17 protein-coding genes are annotated in these 16564 nt (G+C 35.6%); 2 read left to right on the top strand and 15 right to left on the bottom strand.

Translation table 11 applies throughout. The features are described from left to right. Positions 1-13: 13 nt before the first annotated feature. The 3 genes from DCS95_RS14025 to dinB form a co-directional block, all read right to left on the bottom strand. Positions 14-1099, bottom strand: coding sequence for an efflux RND transporter periplasmic adaptor subunit (locus DCS95_RS14025; protein WP_116771410.1), 1086 nt, complete (start codon positions 1097-1099; stop codon positions 14-16). A gap of 148 nt (positions 1100-1247) precedes the next feature. Beyond that, positions 1248-1667 carry a hypothetical protein gene (locus DCS95_RS14020; RefSeq protein ID WP_116771409.1) on the bottom strand — a complete coding sequence of 140 codons (420 nt, stop codon included), beginning with the start codon at positions 1665-1667 and terminating at the stop codon, positions 1248-1250. A 108-nt stretch (positions 1668-1775) separates the two neighbouring features. Then, positions 1776-2879: a DNA polymerase IV gene (gene dinB, locus DCS95_RS14015; protein ID WP_116771408.1), complete on the bottom strand. Its 1104-nt coding sequence runs from the start codon at positions 2877-2879 to the stop codon at positions 1776-1778. A 52-nt stretch (positions 2880-2931) separates the two neighbouring features. Here dinB and DCS95_RS14010 point away from each other — a divergent pair, with 52 nt between their 5' ends. Both DCS95_RS14010 and DCS95_RS14005 read left to right on the top strand, forming a co-directional pair. After that, positions 2932-3399 carry a CYTH domain-containing protein gene (locus DCS95_RS14010; RefSeq protein ID WP_116771407.1) on the top strand — a complete coding sequence of 156 codons (468 nt, stop codon included), beginning with the start codon at positions 2932-2934 and terminating at the stop codon, positions 3397-3399. Further along, the gene (locus DCS95_RS14005; protein WP_116771406.1) at positions 3393-3890 is read left to right on the top strand and encodes a YciI family protein; all 498 of its coding nucleotides are present in this window, start codon (positions 3393-3395) and stop codon (positions 3888-3890) included. Before DCS95_RS14010 ends, DCS95_RS14005 begins: the two co-directional genes overlap by 7 nt. Positions 3891-3897: 7 nt before the next feature. Here the strand turns inward: DCS95_RS14005 and DCS95_RS14000 are convergent, their stop codons facing one another. The 12 genes from DCS95_RS14000 to DCS95_RS13945 form a co-directional block, all read right to left on the bottom strand. After that, entirely contained in the window at positions 3898-4470 is a 573-nt protein-coding gene (locus tag DCS95_RS14000) for a TetR/AcrR family transcriptional regulator (protein WP_164674199.1), read from the bottom strand. 17 nt (positions 4471-4487) lie between these two features. After that, a complete protein-coding gene (locus DCS95_RS13995; protein WP_116771404.1) occupies positions 4488-5891 on the bottom strand; it encodes a TolC family protein in 1404 nt (467 codons plus the stop codon). A gap of 5 nt (positions 5892-5896) precedes the next feature. Continuing rightward, a complete protein-coding gene (locus tag DCS95_RS13990) occupies positions 5897-9043 on the bottom strand; it encodes an efflux RND transporter permease subunit (protein WP_116771403.1) in 3147 nt (1048 codons plus the stop codon). A gap of 37 nt (positions 9044-9080) precedes the next feature. Then, complete coding sequence (locus tag DCS95_RS13985) at positions 9081-10166, bottom strand: efflux RND transporter periplasmic adaptor subunit (protein WP_116771402.1); 1086 nt, start codon at positions 10164-10166, stop codon at positions 9081-9083. 95 nt (positions 10167-10261) lie between these two features. Further along, positions 10262-10744 carry a GbsR/MarR family transcriptional regulator gene (locus DCS95_RS13980; protein ID WP_116771401.1) on the bottom strand — a complete coding sequence of 161 codons (483 nt, stop codon included), beginning with the start codon at positions 10742-10744 and terminating at the stop codon, positions 10262-10264. A 176-nt stretch (positions 10745-10920) separates the two neighbouring features. Further along, positions 10921-11382: a hypothetical protein gene (locus DCS95_RS13975; protein WP_116771400.1), complete on the bottom strand. Its 462-nt coding sequence runs from the start codon at positions 11380-11382 to the stop codon at positions 10921-10923. Positions 11383-11430: 48 nt separating this feature from the next. Next, entirely contained in the window at positions 11431-11826 is a 396-nt protein-coding gene (locus tag DCS95_RS13970) for a hypothetical protein (RefSeq protein WP_116771399.1), read from the bottom strand. Between the two features lie 9 nt (positions 11827-11835). Beyond that, on the bottom strand, positions 11836-12855 hold the full coding sequence (gene pheS, locus DCS95_RS13965) for a phenylalanine--tRNA ligase subunit alpha (RefSeq protein ID WP_116771398.1): 1020 nt from the start codon (positions 12853-12855) through the stop codon (positions 11836-11838). A gap of 191 nt (positions 12856-13046) precedes the next feature. Further along, on the bottom strand, positions 13047-13676 hold the full coding sequence (locus DCS95_RS13960; RefSeq protein WP_116771397.1) for a carbonic anhydrase family protein: 630 nt from the start codon (positions 13674-13676) through the stop codon (positions 13047-13049). A 117-nt stretch (positions 13677-13793) separates the two neighbouring features. Then, positions 13794-15386, bottom strand: a complete 1593-nt coding sequence (locus tag DCS95_RS13955; RefSeq protein ID WP_116771396.1) for a SulP family inorganic anion transporter — start codon at positions 15384-15386, stop codon at positions 13794-13796. Between the two features lie 61 nt (positions 15387-15447). After that, positions 15448-15741 carry a hypothetical protein gene (locus DCS95_RS13950; protein WP_116771395.1) on the bottom strand — a complete coding sequence of 98 codons (294 nt, stop codon included), beginning with the start codon at positions 15739-15741 and terminating at the stop codon, positions 15448-15450. 59 nt (positions 15742-15800) lie between these two features. Continuing rightward, positions 15801-16562 (bottom strand): tetratricopeptide repeat protein, encoded by a 762-nt coding sequence (locus tag DCS95_RS13945; RefSeq protein WP_116771394.1) that lies wholly within the window; start codon positions 16560-16562, stop codon positions 15801-15803. Positions 16563-16564: the final 2 nt, after the last annotated feature.

Below are 16564 nucleotides of genomic sequence, written 5' to 3'. Positions count from 1 at the left end.
CTTTGTTTTTTGGTTACTCGGCGTAAACTGCCAATTTTGACATTACTTCGGCAGGTTCAGCAAATACGGTTTCTATCTTTTCGTTGTTTTTAACCATTCTAATACCGTCTACTAAAATTCTGTCCGTTGGCTGTAATCCCTTGCCTATCACAAAAAGGTGAGGAAGTTCTGCGGAAACGGAAATTTCGGTTTGGTGAACAACATCGTCTTGATCCAAAACAAAAACGTAGCGTTTGTCCAAAATTTCAAAAGTTGCTTTTTGAGGTATGATCAATGCAGATTTAAAAGGAATGGTCATAAGAACACTACCGGTTTCACCATGCCTTAGAATTTGATCTGGATTTGGGAAGGTGGCCCTAAAGGCAATATTACCGGTTTCATTGTTGAATTCACCTTCAATGGTTTCAACAATACCCTTTTGATTGAACTTTTTGTTGTTCGCCATTAAGAGTTGTACCTCTTTTTTAGCATCTTTATCAGTACTCATAATGTAGTCTAGATACTCTGCTTCGGGCACATTGAAATACACCCACATTTTAGAATTATCCGATAATGTGGTCAATAGTTCACCCTCATCTAAAAGGCTTCCTTCCCTAACGTGTAAATGGTCCATAATACCATCAAAAGGTGCACGAATATTGGTGAAACCTAAATGGGTCTGTGCTAACGATACTTCGGCATTGGCTTTGTCATAATTGGCTTTTGCCATGGCAAGTTCGTTTTTAGAAACGACATTACCATCGGTTAAAAGTTGGGTGTTTTGTAATTCTATTTCGGCAACTTTTGCCTCTGCTTTTGCTTTTTGTAGATCGGCTTCATAGATGTTCGGCATAATGTTGAACATTTTTTGCCCTTTTTTCACAAGCTGACCTTCGTCAACGTGAATTTCCTTCAAATACCCTTTCTCTAAGGCTCTTAGTTCAATATGTTTAAAGGAGTTAATTTGACACACATAGTCTTTTGTAATTGAAGTATCTTTTTTAATGGGACTAGTGACTAAAAATTTGGTGTGCTCTTCTTTTTTTTCTTTTTTAGAATTACAGCTTGCCGCAATAAACAATGTGCATGCGGTAGCCATCAGGAGTACGCTCTTGGTCATAAAAATGAATATTTAATTGATTGGAAAATGTAATTTGAAAATGTGGAGACATACAACATTAAAGCACAAGATGATACATCTTAAATTGGCTGTTGCTTAATAATGTTGTGATGTTCGGGTCAAGTTGAGTACTTGACCTAGGGAAATTTTAAATGCGAAATACCTGGTATAGGACAAAGCGCCTATCTGTTATGGGTAGAAAAGTAAATAGCTTGTGTAGTGTGCTGCTATTTGTAAAATAGCTGAATAAGAATAAAACAGCTAATAAATAAAAAGAAGCAGAGGATTGTTGGAACTCCACCACTTTTTTAACATGAGATTGCTCATTCTCTTCTTCCTCAATTTCAATAGCTTCAATCTCAAGAAGCTTGTTGAGGTTGCCAAATGAGTTTTTAAGAACTGCTTTATGAAAAGAAGCCGCCTCTGGGGTATTTGAAATTGAATTTGAGAGTTTTTGAACCGAATGAAAAGAAGTACCCTCTATATTGTAGTTAGCAAATAGAGGACTGTAAATACCGGTAAGTAATATACAGAGGGAAAGAAGAAATTTTAATAAACTCTTTTTCATTTAAGCAACCAAAATTATCTTAGCAATTATTGCTGTACAACTATAAGCCGTTAATTTTTGTTAACTTTTTTAATTATTGGACAAAAGGTTAAAAAAAGGGTGCAATATTTAAAAATCAAACTTTAATTGTACTAAAATTGATTTATCGTCAGTTTTTTTGGCTTTTTTATCCTCTGTATTTAGGTTAGATAAAGAAATACCTAATAGCCTAACGGAATTTTGCAGCTCTTCTTGGTATAAAAGATCTTTTGCAGTCTCTAAAATGAGGTCTTTATCAGCTATAAAATAAGGCATTGTTTTACTTCTGGTATTTAAAGTAAAATCGCTGTATTTTATCTTCAGGGTGATTGTTTTACCGGCAACTTTTGATTTCGTTAGTCTTCTTTCTAATTCTTGGGCAATGTGCTCTAATCGCTCTAGCATAAAAACCTCACTGCTAAGATTTTCATTGAAAGTACGCTCTGCACCAACTGATTTTGGAATGCGGTGTGGTTTAACTTCACTATTATGGATACCACGAACTACGTGATAATAGTAGGGACCGCTCTTGCCAAAATTATCAGCTAGAAATTCGATAGATTTTTCTTTTAAATCTTTACCGGTAAAAATACCCAGCTTATACATTTTTTCAGCGGTGACTTTACCCACTCCATAAAACTTACGTATGTCTAAATTTTCCAAAAAAGGAATCACTTCTTCTGGATTAACCGTTTTTTGTCCGTTAGGTTTATTTATATCACTAGCGACTTTGGCTATAAATTTATTGATGGAAATACCTGCGGATGCATTTAAACCTGTTTTCTCTAATATACGTTGTCGTATTTCAGTGGCCAACATAGTAGCGGAAGGATTTCCTTTTTTGTTGACGGTAACATCAAGATAAGCTTCATCTAAAGATAGCGGTTCAACTAAATCTGTATACTCAAAAAAGATAGCTCGTATATGTTTTGAAATTTCCTTGTACCGTTCAAATCTGGGTTTTACGAAGGTTAAGTGCGGGCAGTTTTTTTTGGCTTGAAATCCGCTCATTGCACTACGTACCCCAAACTTGCGAGCTTCATAGTTCGCGGCAGAAACTACACCTCTTTTTTCACTTCCGCCTACTGCCAGAGGTTTCCCTTTTAAATCAGGGTTATCCAATTCTTCTACAGAGGCATAAAATGCATCCATATCAACATGAATAATTTTTCGCAAAGGCATTTCATTGGGCATAAGCAAATTTAAGACTTATCTTAGTTTTTGGATAGTAGTTTTAACCATTCATATGATAGAAATAGAGCGTAAATTTTTAGTCAAATCAGACGATTATAAATCGGGAGCAAGTTCTAAAACCAGAATTGTTCAAGGTTTTTTAAACACCGATCCCAATAGAACGGTAAGGGTAAGGATTAAGGGAGAGCTAGGCTTTATTACCGTAAAGGGAAAATCTAATACTTCAGGCACATCTAGATTTGAATGGGAAAAAGAAATTTCTGTAGAGGATGCAGAAAATCTTTTGAAGTTATGTGAAAAAGGAATTCTAGATAAATACAGGTATGAAGTACCGGTAGGACACCATGTTTATGAGGTGGATGAATTTTATGATGAAAATGAAGGACTAACAGTGGCTGAAATCGAATTGAACCATGAAAATGAATCTTTTGATAAACCCGATTGGCTTGGAATTGAAGTAACAGGAGAAGTAAAATACTATAACTCTCAATTAAGTAAAACACCCTTTAATTTATGGTAAGTAATAGAAACATTTGTTGGGTATTAATAGCGTTAATCTTTATACAGGCTTGTAAAGAAAATACAACGGAAGTTGCCAACGTTGAACCTAAAGCGCAAAAGAAATCGGCGGCAAAGTTGAAGACAGAGCTTACCGAGAAAGGTTTTCAAATTTTTGATTATGTAGATGAAAAAACCAAGGACACCATACTTATGCAAGAGTACTATATTGCTTTTTTAAAAAGTGGACCAAACCGTAAGCAAACCAAATCTGAAGCAGATAGCTTACAACGTCTGCATATGGCACATTTGGGTAAGATGTATGAATTAGGGTATGCCGATATTTCAGGTCCTTTTGGAGATGATGGAGATATTAGAGGAATCACAATTTACAATACACCCAATATTGAAATGGCCGATAGTTTGGCAAATGCAGATCCTATGGTAGAGGCAGGAAGGTTACAAATAGAAATTCACCCATGGTGGGCTGCAAAAGGTTTTGGACTACGTTAACACGTTTTTATTTTTTAATGCCATGTAACGGCACTATAATTAAATGTTCCAAAAGTTCATCTGTAGTATAGCTATCAAAAAAATCTCTATTTGGTACTATTACCTCATTTATTCTAAGAAGAAATAGCTCGCATATGAGCTTAATGTTTATGTTATCTCTTAAGAGTCCTTCAGTCTTTGCTTCTTCCAATAAATCCAAAACGTAGGTCCAGACTACCGCTTTGGTAAAATTGTCATAAAGTCTATAGGATTGAGGATAATATTTCTTTAGGCTATATAAAAAAGTAGGACTTAGGTTTCTTAGCTCCTTAAGTCCTACTCTATAAATATGAATAATATTATTAAATGGATTTGGCGTTTGATCAGAAGTTTGAAAAAACCTGCTCATTTTATCATGCGTTCTATTCAGTAAAAGTGAAACACTTTCGTGTACAAGATCACTCTTGTTTTCAAAAACTTCATATAATGTTTTTTTAGAGATGCCAAGGGTCTCAGCCACATCATCCATTCCGACCCTTTTGCATCCATATTTAGAGAAAACCACTAATGCCTGCTCAATATATTCAGTTTTTTTCTGCATTTTTTTAAAGCATAGATCTATTGCCATCCACCACCAAGTGAGCGATATAACTCTACGGTAGCCGATAATTGAGAAAATTTGTTGTCCACTAAATTGAGTTCGGCGTTCAATGAATTTTCTCTTGCCGTTAATAGATCTAAATACGTTAGGTAACCACTGTTCAATAATTCTTCAGAATTGGTTTCAGCTCTTTTTAGGGCAACCACTTGTTTACTCACGAACACTTCTTTTTCAACAGCAATATTGTAATCGTATAAAGCTTCTGACACTTCTTTGCCAGCTGTTAAAAGTGCTTGTTTAAAGCTTAGCAACGACTGCTCTTGCTCTATTTTTGCAACTTCATAAGCAGTTCTAATTTTTCGCCCATTAAAAATAGGTTGTGTAAGTCCGCCAACTAGGTTTGCAAAGATGGAGCTAGAATCTATCCAGTTATCAATTTCTAAACTTTGCAGTCCGCCTTGGGCAGATAGCGTAATAGAAGGGTAAAAGTTACTTCTAGCAACATTTGTTAGCTCAAAGCTGTTCACCAATCCATATTCCGCCTGCATAATATCTGGTCTGTTGCGTAATAAAAGGGCAGGTACACCAAGTTTTAAATCACTAGGTAGTGTTTGCTCATCTAGTGTACTACGCGCATAATCTTGCGGTGGTTCACTTAGCAAAATACTCAAGGTGTTTTCAGCTTGGTATTGTAGGTTCTTAAGGTCTAACAATTGACTTTGAGCACTATATAGTTGTGCCGCGGTCTGATCTACACCTACTTGGTTTTCTTGACCAGCTTCTTTTAATGCTTCAATGGTCTCTAAACTTTTACTGCGTGTTTCAATGGTTTTCTCAGTAACCGCAATCTGTTTGTCCAAAGCCAATAATTGGTAATACGTAGTCGCAATTTGTGCAACTAAACTTGTTTTTACCGCTTTGTGGGCAGCTACGGTTTGTAGGTAGCTGGCATCACTGGCACGTTTAGTACTTCTAATTTTGCCCCATATATCGGCTTCCCAAGAAACGGTACCAGACATTTCAAATTGATTGTATGGTTCTGTAAAAAGTGTACCAAACTGTCCGTTTTCACTGTTCTTTGCCGTTCTTGTAGCGCTTGCGGCACCGTTCAAGGTAGGCAAATAACCTGCCTTACCTTGTTTAACATATGACTCTGCAGCAGCAATGTTCTGCAATGCAATTCTAATATCAAGATTGTTTTGCAATCCCCTTTCTATATATGTCTTTAAATAAGAATCTGTAAAAAGGTCTTTATATGAAACTGTTGCAAAAGAGATACTGTCTTGTGGCAGATTATCTGTTCTATAAAGGTTTTCTGTTTCTACACTGGGGCGTTCATACGTTTTTGCTGTAAAACAAGACTGCAACAAAAGCGGTAATAATGCAACCAGTATTAGCTTATTAGTGACTAATTTATTCATGATTTCTATAGTTCTTTATTTTCAATAACTTCTTGTGGTGCGCCCGAAATACGCTCTTGCATGGTTTGGAAAATGACATATAATGCCGGTATAACAAACAAACCGAATATGGTACCTATTAACATACCACCAACAGCACTCATACCAATAGATCTATTACCTACTGCACCAATACCGCTAGACAGAGCCAATGGCATTAATCCAAGAATAAAGGCGAACGAAGTCATTAAAATAGGTCTAAGTCTCGCTTTTGCACCATCTATGGCAGAATCGATTATTGACATGCCATGTTTTCTACGTTGCAAAGCAAACTCTACAATAAGAATGGCATTCTTAGAAAGAAGACCAATAAGCATGATCAAGGCAATTTGAAAATAGATGTTGTTTTCAAGTCCGGCCATACTTACGAATCCAATAGCACCGGCAATACCTATTGGTAATGATAGTATTATCGATAATGGTAAGATGTACGACTCGTACTGTGCACTTAATAAGAAGTATACGAATACCAAACTCAGCATAAATATGATGATGGTTTGGCTGCCCGCACTATTTTCTTCTTTGGTAAGACCAGAATACTCATAGGTGTAGTTATTAGGTAAAACATGTGCTGTTACCTCTTCAATAGCCGCAATAGCATCACCCGTTGAGTACCCAGGGTTCATTGCACCGTTAATTTTCACAGAACTTAAGAGGTTAAATCTACTAACCACTTCCGGACCGTAAATTTTCTTCAATGAAACAAATTGTGATACCGCAACAGATTCTCCGTTGGCATTCGTTACAAAAATGTGGTTCAATGAATTTTCATCTGCTCTATCCTCAGGTTTAGCCTGTATCATTACACGGTATTGCTTACCGAATTTGTTGAAATCTGTTGTGTAAAGACCACCATAGTAACCTTGCATTGCACTAAAAACATCTGTTACTGCCAAGCCGGCCATTTTGGTTTTTTCCACATCGACCTGTAACTCGTATTGAGGGAAGTTAGAGTTAAAGTTCGTAATGGCATATTGTACCTCTGGCCTAGCGTTCAGTGCCGCTAAGAATTCATTGGTAACATCATTTACAGAAGACCAATCATCGGCATCTTTACTCTGTAAGTTCATTTCAAAACCGGTAGAGTTACCAAAACCTCTAACACTTGGCGGAGTAAAGAAGAATATTTTAGCATCTTTTAAACCAGCTGTTTTAGCGAATAAACTACCTAGAACCGCTTTAACAGATTCGCCTTCACCTTCTCTTTCTGCCCAGTTTTTAAGTCGTAATACAGAGAATCCGTAAGAACCACCATTAACACTGTTCAAAATACTGAAACCGGTAATGTTCATTCTCGCTTCAATGATATCCATAGATTGATAAATGGAATCAAGTTTTTTCACTGTCTTTTGTGTTTGTTCCAAAGTAGTGCCCGGTGGCATGGTAACGTCGGCAAAAATTAATCCTTGATCCTCATTAGGTATAAATCCTGTTGGGGTAGATCTAAATAGCATAACCGCAATTAGGGAGAATATTACAAGCGATCCCCATGTCAACCATTTTCTTTTGGCAAAGAGTTTAACAGAACCAACATATTTATCTGTCATGGCATCAAACCCTGTGTTGAAAGCAGAGAAGAAACGTTTGGTAAATCCTTTTTTATGTTCTTCGGATGGGTTATGAGGCTTCAATAAAAGTGCAGCCAACGCCGGACTCAAGGTTAATGCATTCACCGCAGAAATAAGAATGGCGATGGCCAAGGTAATACCAAATTGTTGGTAGAACACACCCGATGATCCACTAATGAAAGACACCGGAATAAATACTGCCGACATCACCAAGGTAATCGAGATAATTGCTCCTGAAATTTCGGACATGGCAGATTTTGTAGCCACTTTAGCATTCGTTGCCCCTTCTTCCATTTTCGCATGCACCGCTTCGACTACCACAATGGCATCATCCACCACAATACCAATGGCAAGAATCATCGCGAACAAAGTCAGCATGTTAATGGAATATCCAAATAGGGATAAGAAGAAGAATGTACCTATAATGGCCACTGGAACGGCAATAGCTGGTATTAACGTAGATCTAAAATCTTGTAAGAAGATGAATACTACCAAGAAAACCAATAAGAAGGCTTCAATTAATGTTTGTATTACATGGTCAATAGAAGCACTTAAGAAATCTTTTGAGTTAAATGGAATAACATAATCCAATCCTTTTGGAAAATCTTTTTGGCTCTCTTGTAAAATGCTTTCAATTTCATCAATAATGGCATTTGCATTAGACCCAGAGGTTTGAAAGACCCCAACGGCAGTACCGGGTTTACCCATACCTTCGTTCTTTGTACCGTAGTTGAAAGCTCCTAATTCAATCTCGGCAACATCCTTTAATCTTAAAAACTGTCCGTTTTCCTGTGCTCTAATAATAATGTCTTCATATTCCGCTTCTTCAGAAAGACGGCCTTTATATTTTAATACATACTCATAAACACCATCAGCATTTTCACCGATCTTACCGGTTGCCGCTTCAAGGTTTTGCTCGTTTAATGCTGCTTGAATATCAGATGGCATTAGGTTATATGCTGCCATTTTTTCTGGATTTAACCAGATACGCATTGAGTAATCTTTAGAACCAAACACCGTTACATTACCTACACCTTCAATACGTTGTAATTTGGGTACTATATTAATTCTTGCATAGTTTTCAACGAACGTTGCATCATACTCATCATTATCCGAGAATAATGAGAAGAAAAGCAATGCACTGGTTTGTGATTTCTGTGTAATTACACCGGTTTGAACCACGGTCTGTGGTAATACACTATTTGCTCTCGCAACCCTGTTCTGTACGTTAACCGCTGCAATATCTGGGTCAGTACCAAGTTTAAAAAATACGTTAATAGTAGATGCACCGTCGTTACTCGCGTTAGAGGTCATGTACAGCATGTCTTCAACACCGTTAATCTGTTCCTCTAACGGAATAACAACACTGTTCAATACGGTTTCAGCATTTGCTCCGGTATAGGTACTTGTTACCTGAACTGTTGGTGGGGCAATTTCTGGATATTGTTCTACTGGCAAGGTTGATAAACCCAAAATACCAAGTATGACGATGATGATCGATATCACCGTAGAAAGTACGGGACGATCTATAAATCTTTGAAACATTGTTCTTTATTTATATGTTATAATGAATTTCGGATTGTTATTTGACCGGGTTTATGGTCATTCCGTCTTTTAATTTTGACACACCTTCAAGCACAATGGTTGTACCTTTTTCCAAACCATTCTGTACTATGAATCCTTTTTGGGTAGTTGTAATAATATTTAAAGGCTTTGTAGTTACCGTATTGTCATCTTTTACAACATAAACCAGTTTTTTACCTTGTAAATCGATTGTAGCAGATTGTGGAACTTCAAAGGCATCTTCGTATATAGCAGGAAGTTTAATTTTACCTGTACTACCACTGCTTAACAAATTGTTTTCGTTTTCAAAATCTGCTCTAGCCGTAACGCTACCTGTAGTACTGTTGATAATGTTGTTTATCATGGCTATTTTACCGGGTTGTGGGTATTCTTCACCATTGACCATTATAAGGGTTACCTTTGGAGCTTTCTCAAGATCCATTTGGTTATTGTCGTTTTTAGGCATAGACTCTTTTAGCTCTAAAAGTTCTTTTTCGTTTAAAGAAAAATAGGCACGTACCTCACTAATATCTGAAACAGTAGTTAAAGGTCGTGTCATACTAGAGCTAACCAATGTTCCAACTTTAAATGGAATTTCTCCAATATAGCCGTCAACCGGGCTAGTAATTCTAGAATAGTTAATGTTAGAGGTAACACTCTCGTAATTAGCTTTTGCTTGTTCTAATTGAGCTTTTGCAGTCTCTAATTGTACTTCACTGATAATATTCTTTTCTACTAGGGGCTTTAGCTTATTGACTTCTACCTGAGCAACATTGACGGAAGCTTTGGCAGCATTCGCATCTTGGTTCAAGGTTTGGGTCTCTAGTTTAAAAAGTAATTGTCCCTTTTTTATCTTCTGACCTTCTTCAACATAAATCTCTTGAACAAAGCCCGAAACTTTTGGCCATATTTCAACATTTTGCTTTCCTTGCAAGGTGGTTGAAAATTCGTTGTAAATGGTAATAGTTTCTGGATTAAGAGTACCTACTTCCAAACTTGGTGGAGGTGGTGCTGCAGCACCTTGTGCCGGTTTTTCAGATGAACCAAAGCATGAGCTTAAAAGTAAAGCTGAACTTAATATTCCTATAATTGATAACTTTTTCATTTTAGATGGGTCTTGTTTTTATGATTGTTGTTTCCTTGTTAAGGTTTTGTTAATTCTGATAGTTCGGTAAAAAACGAACTAAATGTGTAAAAAAATTATTCTTGAAAGTTTTTTAGATCATTGATTGTTTGCTTAAAAATTCTCTTGGTTTCTTCTAAACAATTAAGATAGATTTCTTTCTTTTCCTTGTTTTCCTCATATTTTGATGCATTGTATTTTTGGTTGTATGTAGCAACTTTATCAATCATTTTACATTCTGTTTCTAACTTTTTTAATGATTGCTTAAGTTTATTGCTAAAAATTGCATCTTTTCGAGTTACTTTAAAATAACGCTTACGATCTCCAGATTTAGTGAAATAGTTGATAAAACCAATTTGTTGTAATAGGTTTAAAGATGTGGAAATAGAACTTTTACTAGCACCTCTTTTTTCAAGGCAATCTTCAAAAGTTAATCCGTCCTCATCGGTAACAACTAAATTTGCAAAGATTCTGGCAGCAAGCGGAGGTAGGTCATACTCTGTCTCAAAGTATACTCCTAACTCTTCTATTAATACTTGTTTGCTCTCTTCTTTACTCATTTTTTTAATTTGAAAGCACAAAGGTATGATTAGTTCGGTAGTAAACAAACCAAAAGAACTTAAAAAATGTTAAAGTATTGAAATTTAGAAGAATCGAAGATGCTGTTGAATCTAGTTACAGCTATTTAGCCCAATATAACTACTATTTATAGGAGTTTAGAAATGGAATAATTTAATTACTTGACTACAGTAATTTTAAAAAAATCATCATTCTCGTTAGCCAGTATCTCATGATCGGTACCATTATAAGTAGCACTTTGAACTGCATAATAGGGACCGCAGCAAACTGAAGTTTGGTTCAATTCAACCAAATTGAGATTTAACGTATCAATTTCAGATTCTGAAAATCGTATGGTATAAATGCTTTCACCACTTTTATTTTCAACTATAAAATTTAGAAAATCGTTAGAGTTAAAGGGTATTAAATCTATTTCAGATTCATTAATGGTTATTGATATTTCTGAAATGGCATAGGTGCCGTTGGTAATCAAATTATTACCGTCATTATCGATCAACTCAACAGAAAATAATTGTCCAACTGCACAATCAACTAAAGCACAATCTGTTCCTTCCTGAGAAACGTCACAGGCATTGTTTAAAATAATGATGAATAATAAGATTGCAATTTTAAGCTTCATGTTTTATTTATTAGATAGCCGCAAGATGCATTGGTTGCTTTTAAAATCTTACTTAGCCAAAATGCCCTCTTTATCGATCAATTGAATATTAACCAAGTTATTTTCTGTCACGGTATTCTTTTCGAACACAAAGCGTTTTTCGTACAACTTATTATCCGCATAGAATGTGACAAAAAACTCATTGTTCAACCCCAAAACATCTTCTTGTACTACCTCTATTTTTCTAAAAGACTTAGGTTCCATGTCGCCGATACCGTGCCTCATCGTAGAAGATTTACGATCTTGATCATACCCTTTAGAGACTACCATGGTCATTTCAATAGGTGTTTTACGATCGTTAATGATATAGGCATTCCAATCTTTGTCCAAAAATTCTTCGTTCCATTCACGAATCATGGCTACATAAACATCTTTGGCAACTGGTATTTCAATATCTTTTTTCACTGTACTACTTTAAAGTGCGCTCTTAAACTGCTCTAAAAACCGTAAATCATTTTCGCTTAATAAACGAATATCAGAAATTTGGTGTAGTAATAATGCAATACGATCTATACCCATACCGAAGGCAAAGCCAGAATAGACTTCTGGGTCTATACCACAATTTTTTAAAACGTTGGGATCTACCATACCACAACCCATTATTTCTAACCAACCGGTACCTTTGGTCATCTTATAATCTGTTTCGGTTTCCAATCCCCAATACACGTCTACCTCTGCACTTGGCTCAGTAAATGGAAAATAAGAAGGTCTAAGCCTAATTTTAGATTTTCCAAAAAGCTCGGTAGTAAAATACTGCAGGGTTTGTTTTAGATCTGCAAAGGAAACATCTTTGTCAATGTATAAACCTTCTACTTGATGAAAGAAGCAGTGTGATCTAGCGGAAATTGCTTCGTTTCTATAAACTCTACCAGGAGAAATAGTTCTAATTGGCGGTTTGTTGTTTTCCATATAGCGTACTTGTACCGATGAGGTATGTGTACGTAAAAGAATATCCGGATCTGTTTGAACAAAGAAAGTGTCTTGCATATCTCTTGCCGGATGGTATTCTGGTAAGTTCAATGCGGTAAAGTTGTGCCAATCATCTTCAATCTCTGGACCTTCGGAAACATTGAAACCTATTCTTGAGAAAATATCGATGATCCTATTTTTTACGATGGAGATTGGATGACGGGTTCCTAGCTCAATAGGATTTCCAGGTCTGGTTAAATCGCCATAGACCTGTTCTTCGGTTTGTGTATTCTCTAAAGCTTCTTTTAGAGACTCAACCTTTGCGGTAGCAGCTTGCTTAAGCTCATTAATAGTTTGCCCAAATTCCTTTTTTTGTTCATTGGGTACATTTTTAAATTCAGCAAAAAAGTCATTAAGAATTCCTTTCTTACCTAGGTACTTAATTCTAAACGTTTCAACAGCCTCTATGTTATCGGCTGTAAACGAAGCTACTGTTGCAATTTCTTTCTTTATATTATCAATCATGAATGTTGATTAAAGCCGCAAATTTAAAACTTTTAAAAGAGGTTTAATATGTTTTTGGCGGTTTATATAGACGCTAGAATACTTAAAAAGCGAAAATGCTCTTTTAATATCGGTGTAATAGTGAGATGAGAAATAAAAAAACCGATGTAAGCACATCGGTTTTTTTTAAGTATTTCTATATAAATCTATGTTTACTCATAAAATGATACTGCTCCAGAAGCAATATCGTACATAGCGCCAACAATTTTAATTTCTCCATTTTCTTCCATTTCTGCAAGAACAGGACTTTGCTTTCTAATGTTAGCTATGGTCAACTCTACGTTTTTAGAAGCCACTTCATCTACGAATTTTAAATTCTTGGAATTTCTAAGACTTTCATCCGTAGGTTCTTTTACAGCGTCTACTGCTGGTTCAATTTTATTTATCAATGCAGTTAAGTTCCCTAACCTTGCGTGATCACATGCACCTTTAATGGCACCACAACTAGTATGGCCCAAAACAACAATTAGTTTTGTTCCGGCTAATTTGCAACCGAACTCCATACTGCCAAGTATATCTTCGTTAACAAAATTTCCTGCTATTCTAACACTGAAGATATCACCAAGACCTTGATCAAAAACTAGCTCTGCAGATACTCTAGAATCAATACAACTTAAAATTGTAGCAAATGGAAATTGCCCTTCGCTAGTATCATTTACTTGCTCTAAGAGATTACGGTTTGCTTTTAGGTTATTTTGAAATCTTTCATTGCCCTCCTTTAAAAAAGTCAACGACTTTTCTGGAGTCATTGTGGCTTGTGTTTCTTTAGTATGTGCTTTCATAATGTTTTATAATATTTTTTAATATGTTCTTTATCTGCTTTCCCTATAAACTTACACGTTTATATAGATTAGGTAAGCACAAATGAACATTATTTTAATTGCGTATTAAATAATCTGTTAGCTAAGGCTTAATTTAGATTTTGGTCTTTTTTCAAAGAACTCAATATAACTTGGAGGGTTTTCTACCACTCCCCGTTTTGATATCAGCTTAATATCAATATTTCTTTCTTTAGCCTTTAAACTGAAGTCTTCTAAAATCTCTACAATATCATGATCCAAATATCGAGTCTTTAATATGTCAATTTCTAGATAGGTGTTTTTAGGTAGATTGTCCAATTCTTTCAAAATTGCTCCTTTGTTGAAAAAAGTTACTTCTTCTGCCAAGGTCATTTTTATTTTGTGCTTTCCATCACTATTATCCTCAATATGTAGAAAATGTGAGTTCTGGTAGCTTTTAAGCAGTATTACAACAATACCAACGGCTAGCCCTAAGCTGATACCGATAAGTAAATCTGTAAATACAATACCTAAAACGGTAACAAAAAACGGAATCGATTGTTTCCAACCTAACTTATACATTTTCATGAATAGCGAAGGTTTGGCTAGTTTAAACCCAACAATGAATAAAATTGCCGCTAAAACCGATAGTGGAATCATATTCAACAACGTTGGAATTAGAATCACCGAAATCAACAGTAAAAAACCGTGAATGATAGCCGATAATTTTGTTCTACCACCAGATTGAATGTTTGCAGAACTACGAACAATTACCTGTGTAATAGGAAGACCACCGATCATACCAGAGATGATGTTACCAGTACCTTGAGCAAGTAACTCTCTGTTTGTAGGAGTTACATTTTTATGCGGATCCAACTTATCTGTTGCTTCAACACAAAGTAAGGTTTCTAAACTAGCGACTAGAGCAATGGTAAAACCTGTTATCCATACCTGTGGATTAGAGATAGCACTAAAGTTCGGAAAACTGAACTGTCCTAAAAATGATGCAGCATCTTCCGGTACGGGTACGCTCACTAAATGCTCATTTGAAATGGCAAGTGTTTCACTGTTCTGCGTTAGAATATAAAAAATAATACCCACGGCTACAGCTACCAACGGTCCTTGTACTATCTGAAATATTTTTCCTTTTTTAGATAAAACTTTGTCCCACAGTAACAATATAGATAATCCAATAATAGCTACTAAGGTAGCACCGGGACTGATATTGTTAACGGTGTTGAGTATCTCTGAGAATGTATTCTCTCCATCAACTTGAAAAAAGGCCCAGTCACCTTCAGGATCTGGGTCATAACCAAAAAAGTGAGGAATCTGTTTCAGAATAATAATAATACCAATACCGGTAAGCATTCCTTTAATTACTGAAGAGGGAAAATAATAGCCGATAACACCAGCCTTTAAAACACCAAATACTATTTGGATAATACCACCTAAAACAACGGCGACCAAAAAGTTTTGATACCCGCCTAAGGTTCCAATTGCAGTAAGAACAATTGCTGCCAAACCTGCAGCAGGTCCACTAACTCCGATTTTGGAGCCACTAAGTCCGCCAACAACGACACCACCAATAATACCGGCAATTAAACCTGAAAATAGTGGGGCTCCACTAGCTAATGCAATACCTAAACATAAAGGTAACGCAACAAAAAATACAACGATACTCGCTGGAATATCACTTTTAATATGTTTGAACATGAAGTAAAATAATTAAGTCCTAAACTAAGGACTGATTAGTTAATATAAAAAATACGGAATATTAACTAATGTAATCTGGCGGAGGAGAAAAGACTTCTAAATATAGGTCTAGATAACCTATGGTATTCATGTTTCCGATTATAGAGTTTTCATGAATGGATATAAATGAAAAATGAATAGAATTATCTTTTACAAATTTTTCTTCACCCATTGATTTCTTACCGCTTTCTTGCTCTTCCTCGTTTAAATTGGTAATAACAATTGGGTTATCAACATCGCACAGGGTAATAATGCTAGGTGCAGTTATTGCAAATAGCCAAAAAAATAAGAGTGTAAAACGTGCGATAAATTGCATATACAAAAATAAGAAGCGTAAAGATAGTACGCAAACTGTCAAAAATTGTTAACAATTTTCTAAAAATCCTTTAACATTTTTATATCATCATTTGGTAACCATCCTGTTTTGCCGTCTGCAAGTTTTATTTTCTTCCAATCGTCTAATTGATCAAGAACGTTCACTTTAGTGCCAGCGTGTAAAATAAATACTTCGGCACTGCTGTTATTAGGTTCAGCTTTTACCAGACTTTCTTCAGAAAAAACAATAGCAGGTTGGTCTTTGTCAAAATCACTTCGTTGAACATAAGCGAATATTACAGAGATAATGCAGAAAAACATTGCAAGTAGACTACCAATAAAGGTTAATCTTTTTCTTGTGGAATAATTAGAGTAATAGAAAAGAATGTATAACACTACAAAAAGCATCATAAACCCTATAGCCAAATATGCCCACTGATCAAAAGTTAACTTACCCGTTATATTCTTGTAAAGTCTAGATAAACCGGTTTCGGGCATTGTATCAATAGCATCTATGGTCATGTTTTGAGCATAGCTGAGATTGGTTTTTATTTCTTCGTCATTTGGGGATAATAACAGGGCTTTTTCGTAGAAATATATGCTTTCTGCAATTTTATTCTGTTTGTAATAGGCATTGCCCAAATTATAATATACAGCAGCTGAATGTTTGCCATTTTCAAGGATGCTATTATAAAAATCGGCTGCTTTTTCGTAATCTCCTGCATTATATGCTTCTGTTGCCTGCTTAAACAATTGATTGTTCTGAGCGGTACACAGTAAAACCATAAATAGGCCAATAAGAGTAACTAGCTTTTTGAACATGT

The organism is Maribacter litoralis, assembly GCF_003075045.1.
Classification (GTDB): Bacteria; Bacteroidota; Bacteroidia; order Flavobacteriales; family Flavobacteriaceae; genus Maribacter; species Maribacter litoralis.
Note: the sequence above shows the minus strand (reverse complement) of the source record. Positions and strands in the feature narration are given on the sequence as shown.

What these genes read in the sequence shown, in the direction of transcription:
- DCS95_RS14025 (WP_116771410.1), bottom strand. Translation starts at nt 1,099, where the DNA reads ATGACCAAGAGCGTACTCCTGATGGCTACCGCATGCACATTGTTTATT.
- DCS95_RS14020 (WP_116771409.1), bottom strand. Translation starts at nt 1,667, where the DNA reads ATGAAAAAGAGTTTATTAAAATTTCTTCTTTCCCTCTGTATATTACTT.
- dinB (WP_116771408.1), bottom strand. Translation starts at nt 2,879, where the DNA reads ATGCCCAATGAAATGCCTTTGCGAAAAATTATTCATGTTGATATGGAT.
- DCS95_RS14010 (WP_116771407.1), top strand. Translation starts at nt 2,932, where the DNA reads ATGATAGAAATAGAGCGTAAATTTTTAGTCAAATCAGACGATTATAAA.
- DCS95_RS14005 (WP_116771406.1), top strand. Translation starts at nt 3,393, where the DNA reads ATGGTAAGTAATAGAAACATTTGTTGGGTATTAATAGCGTTAATCTTT.
- DCS95_RS14000 (WP_164674199.1), bottom strand. Translation starts at nt 4,470, where the DNA reads ATGCAGAAAAAAACTGAATATATTGAGCAGGCATTAGTGGTTTTCTCT.
- DCS95_RS13995 (WP_116771404.1), bottom strand. Translation starts at nt 5,891, where the DNA reads ATGAATAAATTAGTCACTAATAAGCTAATACTGGTTGCATTATTACCG.
- DCS95_RS13990 (WP_116771403.1), bottom strand. Translation starts at nt 9,043, where the DNA reads ATGTTTCAAAGATTTATAGATCGTCCCGTACTTTCTACGGTGATATCG.
- DCS95_RS13985 (WP_116771402.1), bottom strand. Translation starts at nt 10,166, where the DNA reads ATGAAAAAGTTATCAATTATAGGAATATTAAGTTCAGCTTTACTTTTA.
- DCS95_RS13980 (WP_116771401.1), bottom strand. Translation starts at nt 10,744, where the DNA reads ATGAGTAAAGAAGAGAGCAAACAAGTATTAATAGAAGAGTTAGGAGTA.
- DCS95_RS13975 (WP_116771400.1), bottom strand. Translation starts at nt 11,382, where the DNA reads ATGAAGCTTAAAATTGCAATCTTATTATTCATCATTATTTTAAACAAT.
- pheS (WP_116771398.1), bottom strand. Translation starts at nt 12,855, where the DNA reads ATGATTGATAATATAAAGAAAGAAATTGCAACAGTAGCTTCGTTTACA.
- DCS95_RS13960 (WP_116771397.1), bottom strand. Translation starts at nt 13,676, where the DNA reads ATGAAAGCACATACTAAAGAAACACAAGCCACAATGACTCCAGAAAAG.
- DCS95_RS13955 (WP_116771396.1), bottom strand. Translation starts at nt 15,386, where the DNA reads ATGTTCAAACATATTAAAAGTGATATTCCAGCGAGTATCGTTGTATTT.
- DCS95_RS13950 (WP_116771395.1), bottom strand. Translation starts at nt 15,741, where the DNA reads ATGCAATTTATCGCACGTTTTACACTCTTATTTTTTTGGCTATTTGCA.
- DCS95_RS13945 (WP_116771394.1), bottom strand. Translation starts at nt 16,562, where the DNA reads ATGTTCAAAAAGCTAGTTACTCTTATTGGCCTATTTATGGTTTTACTG.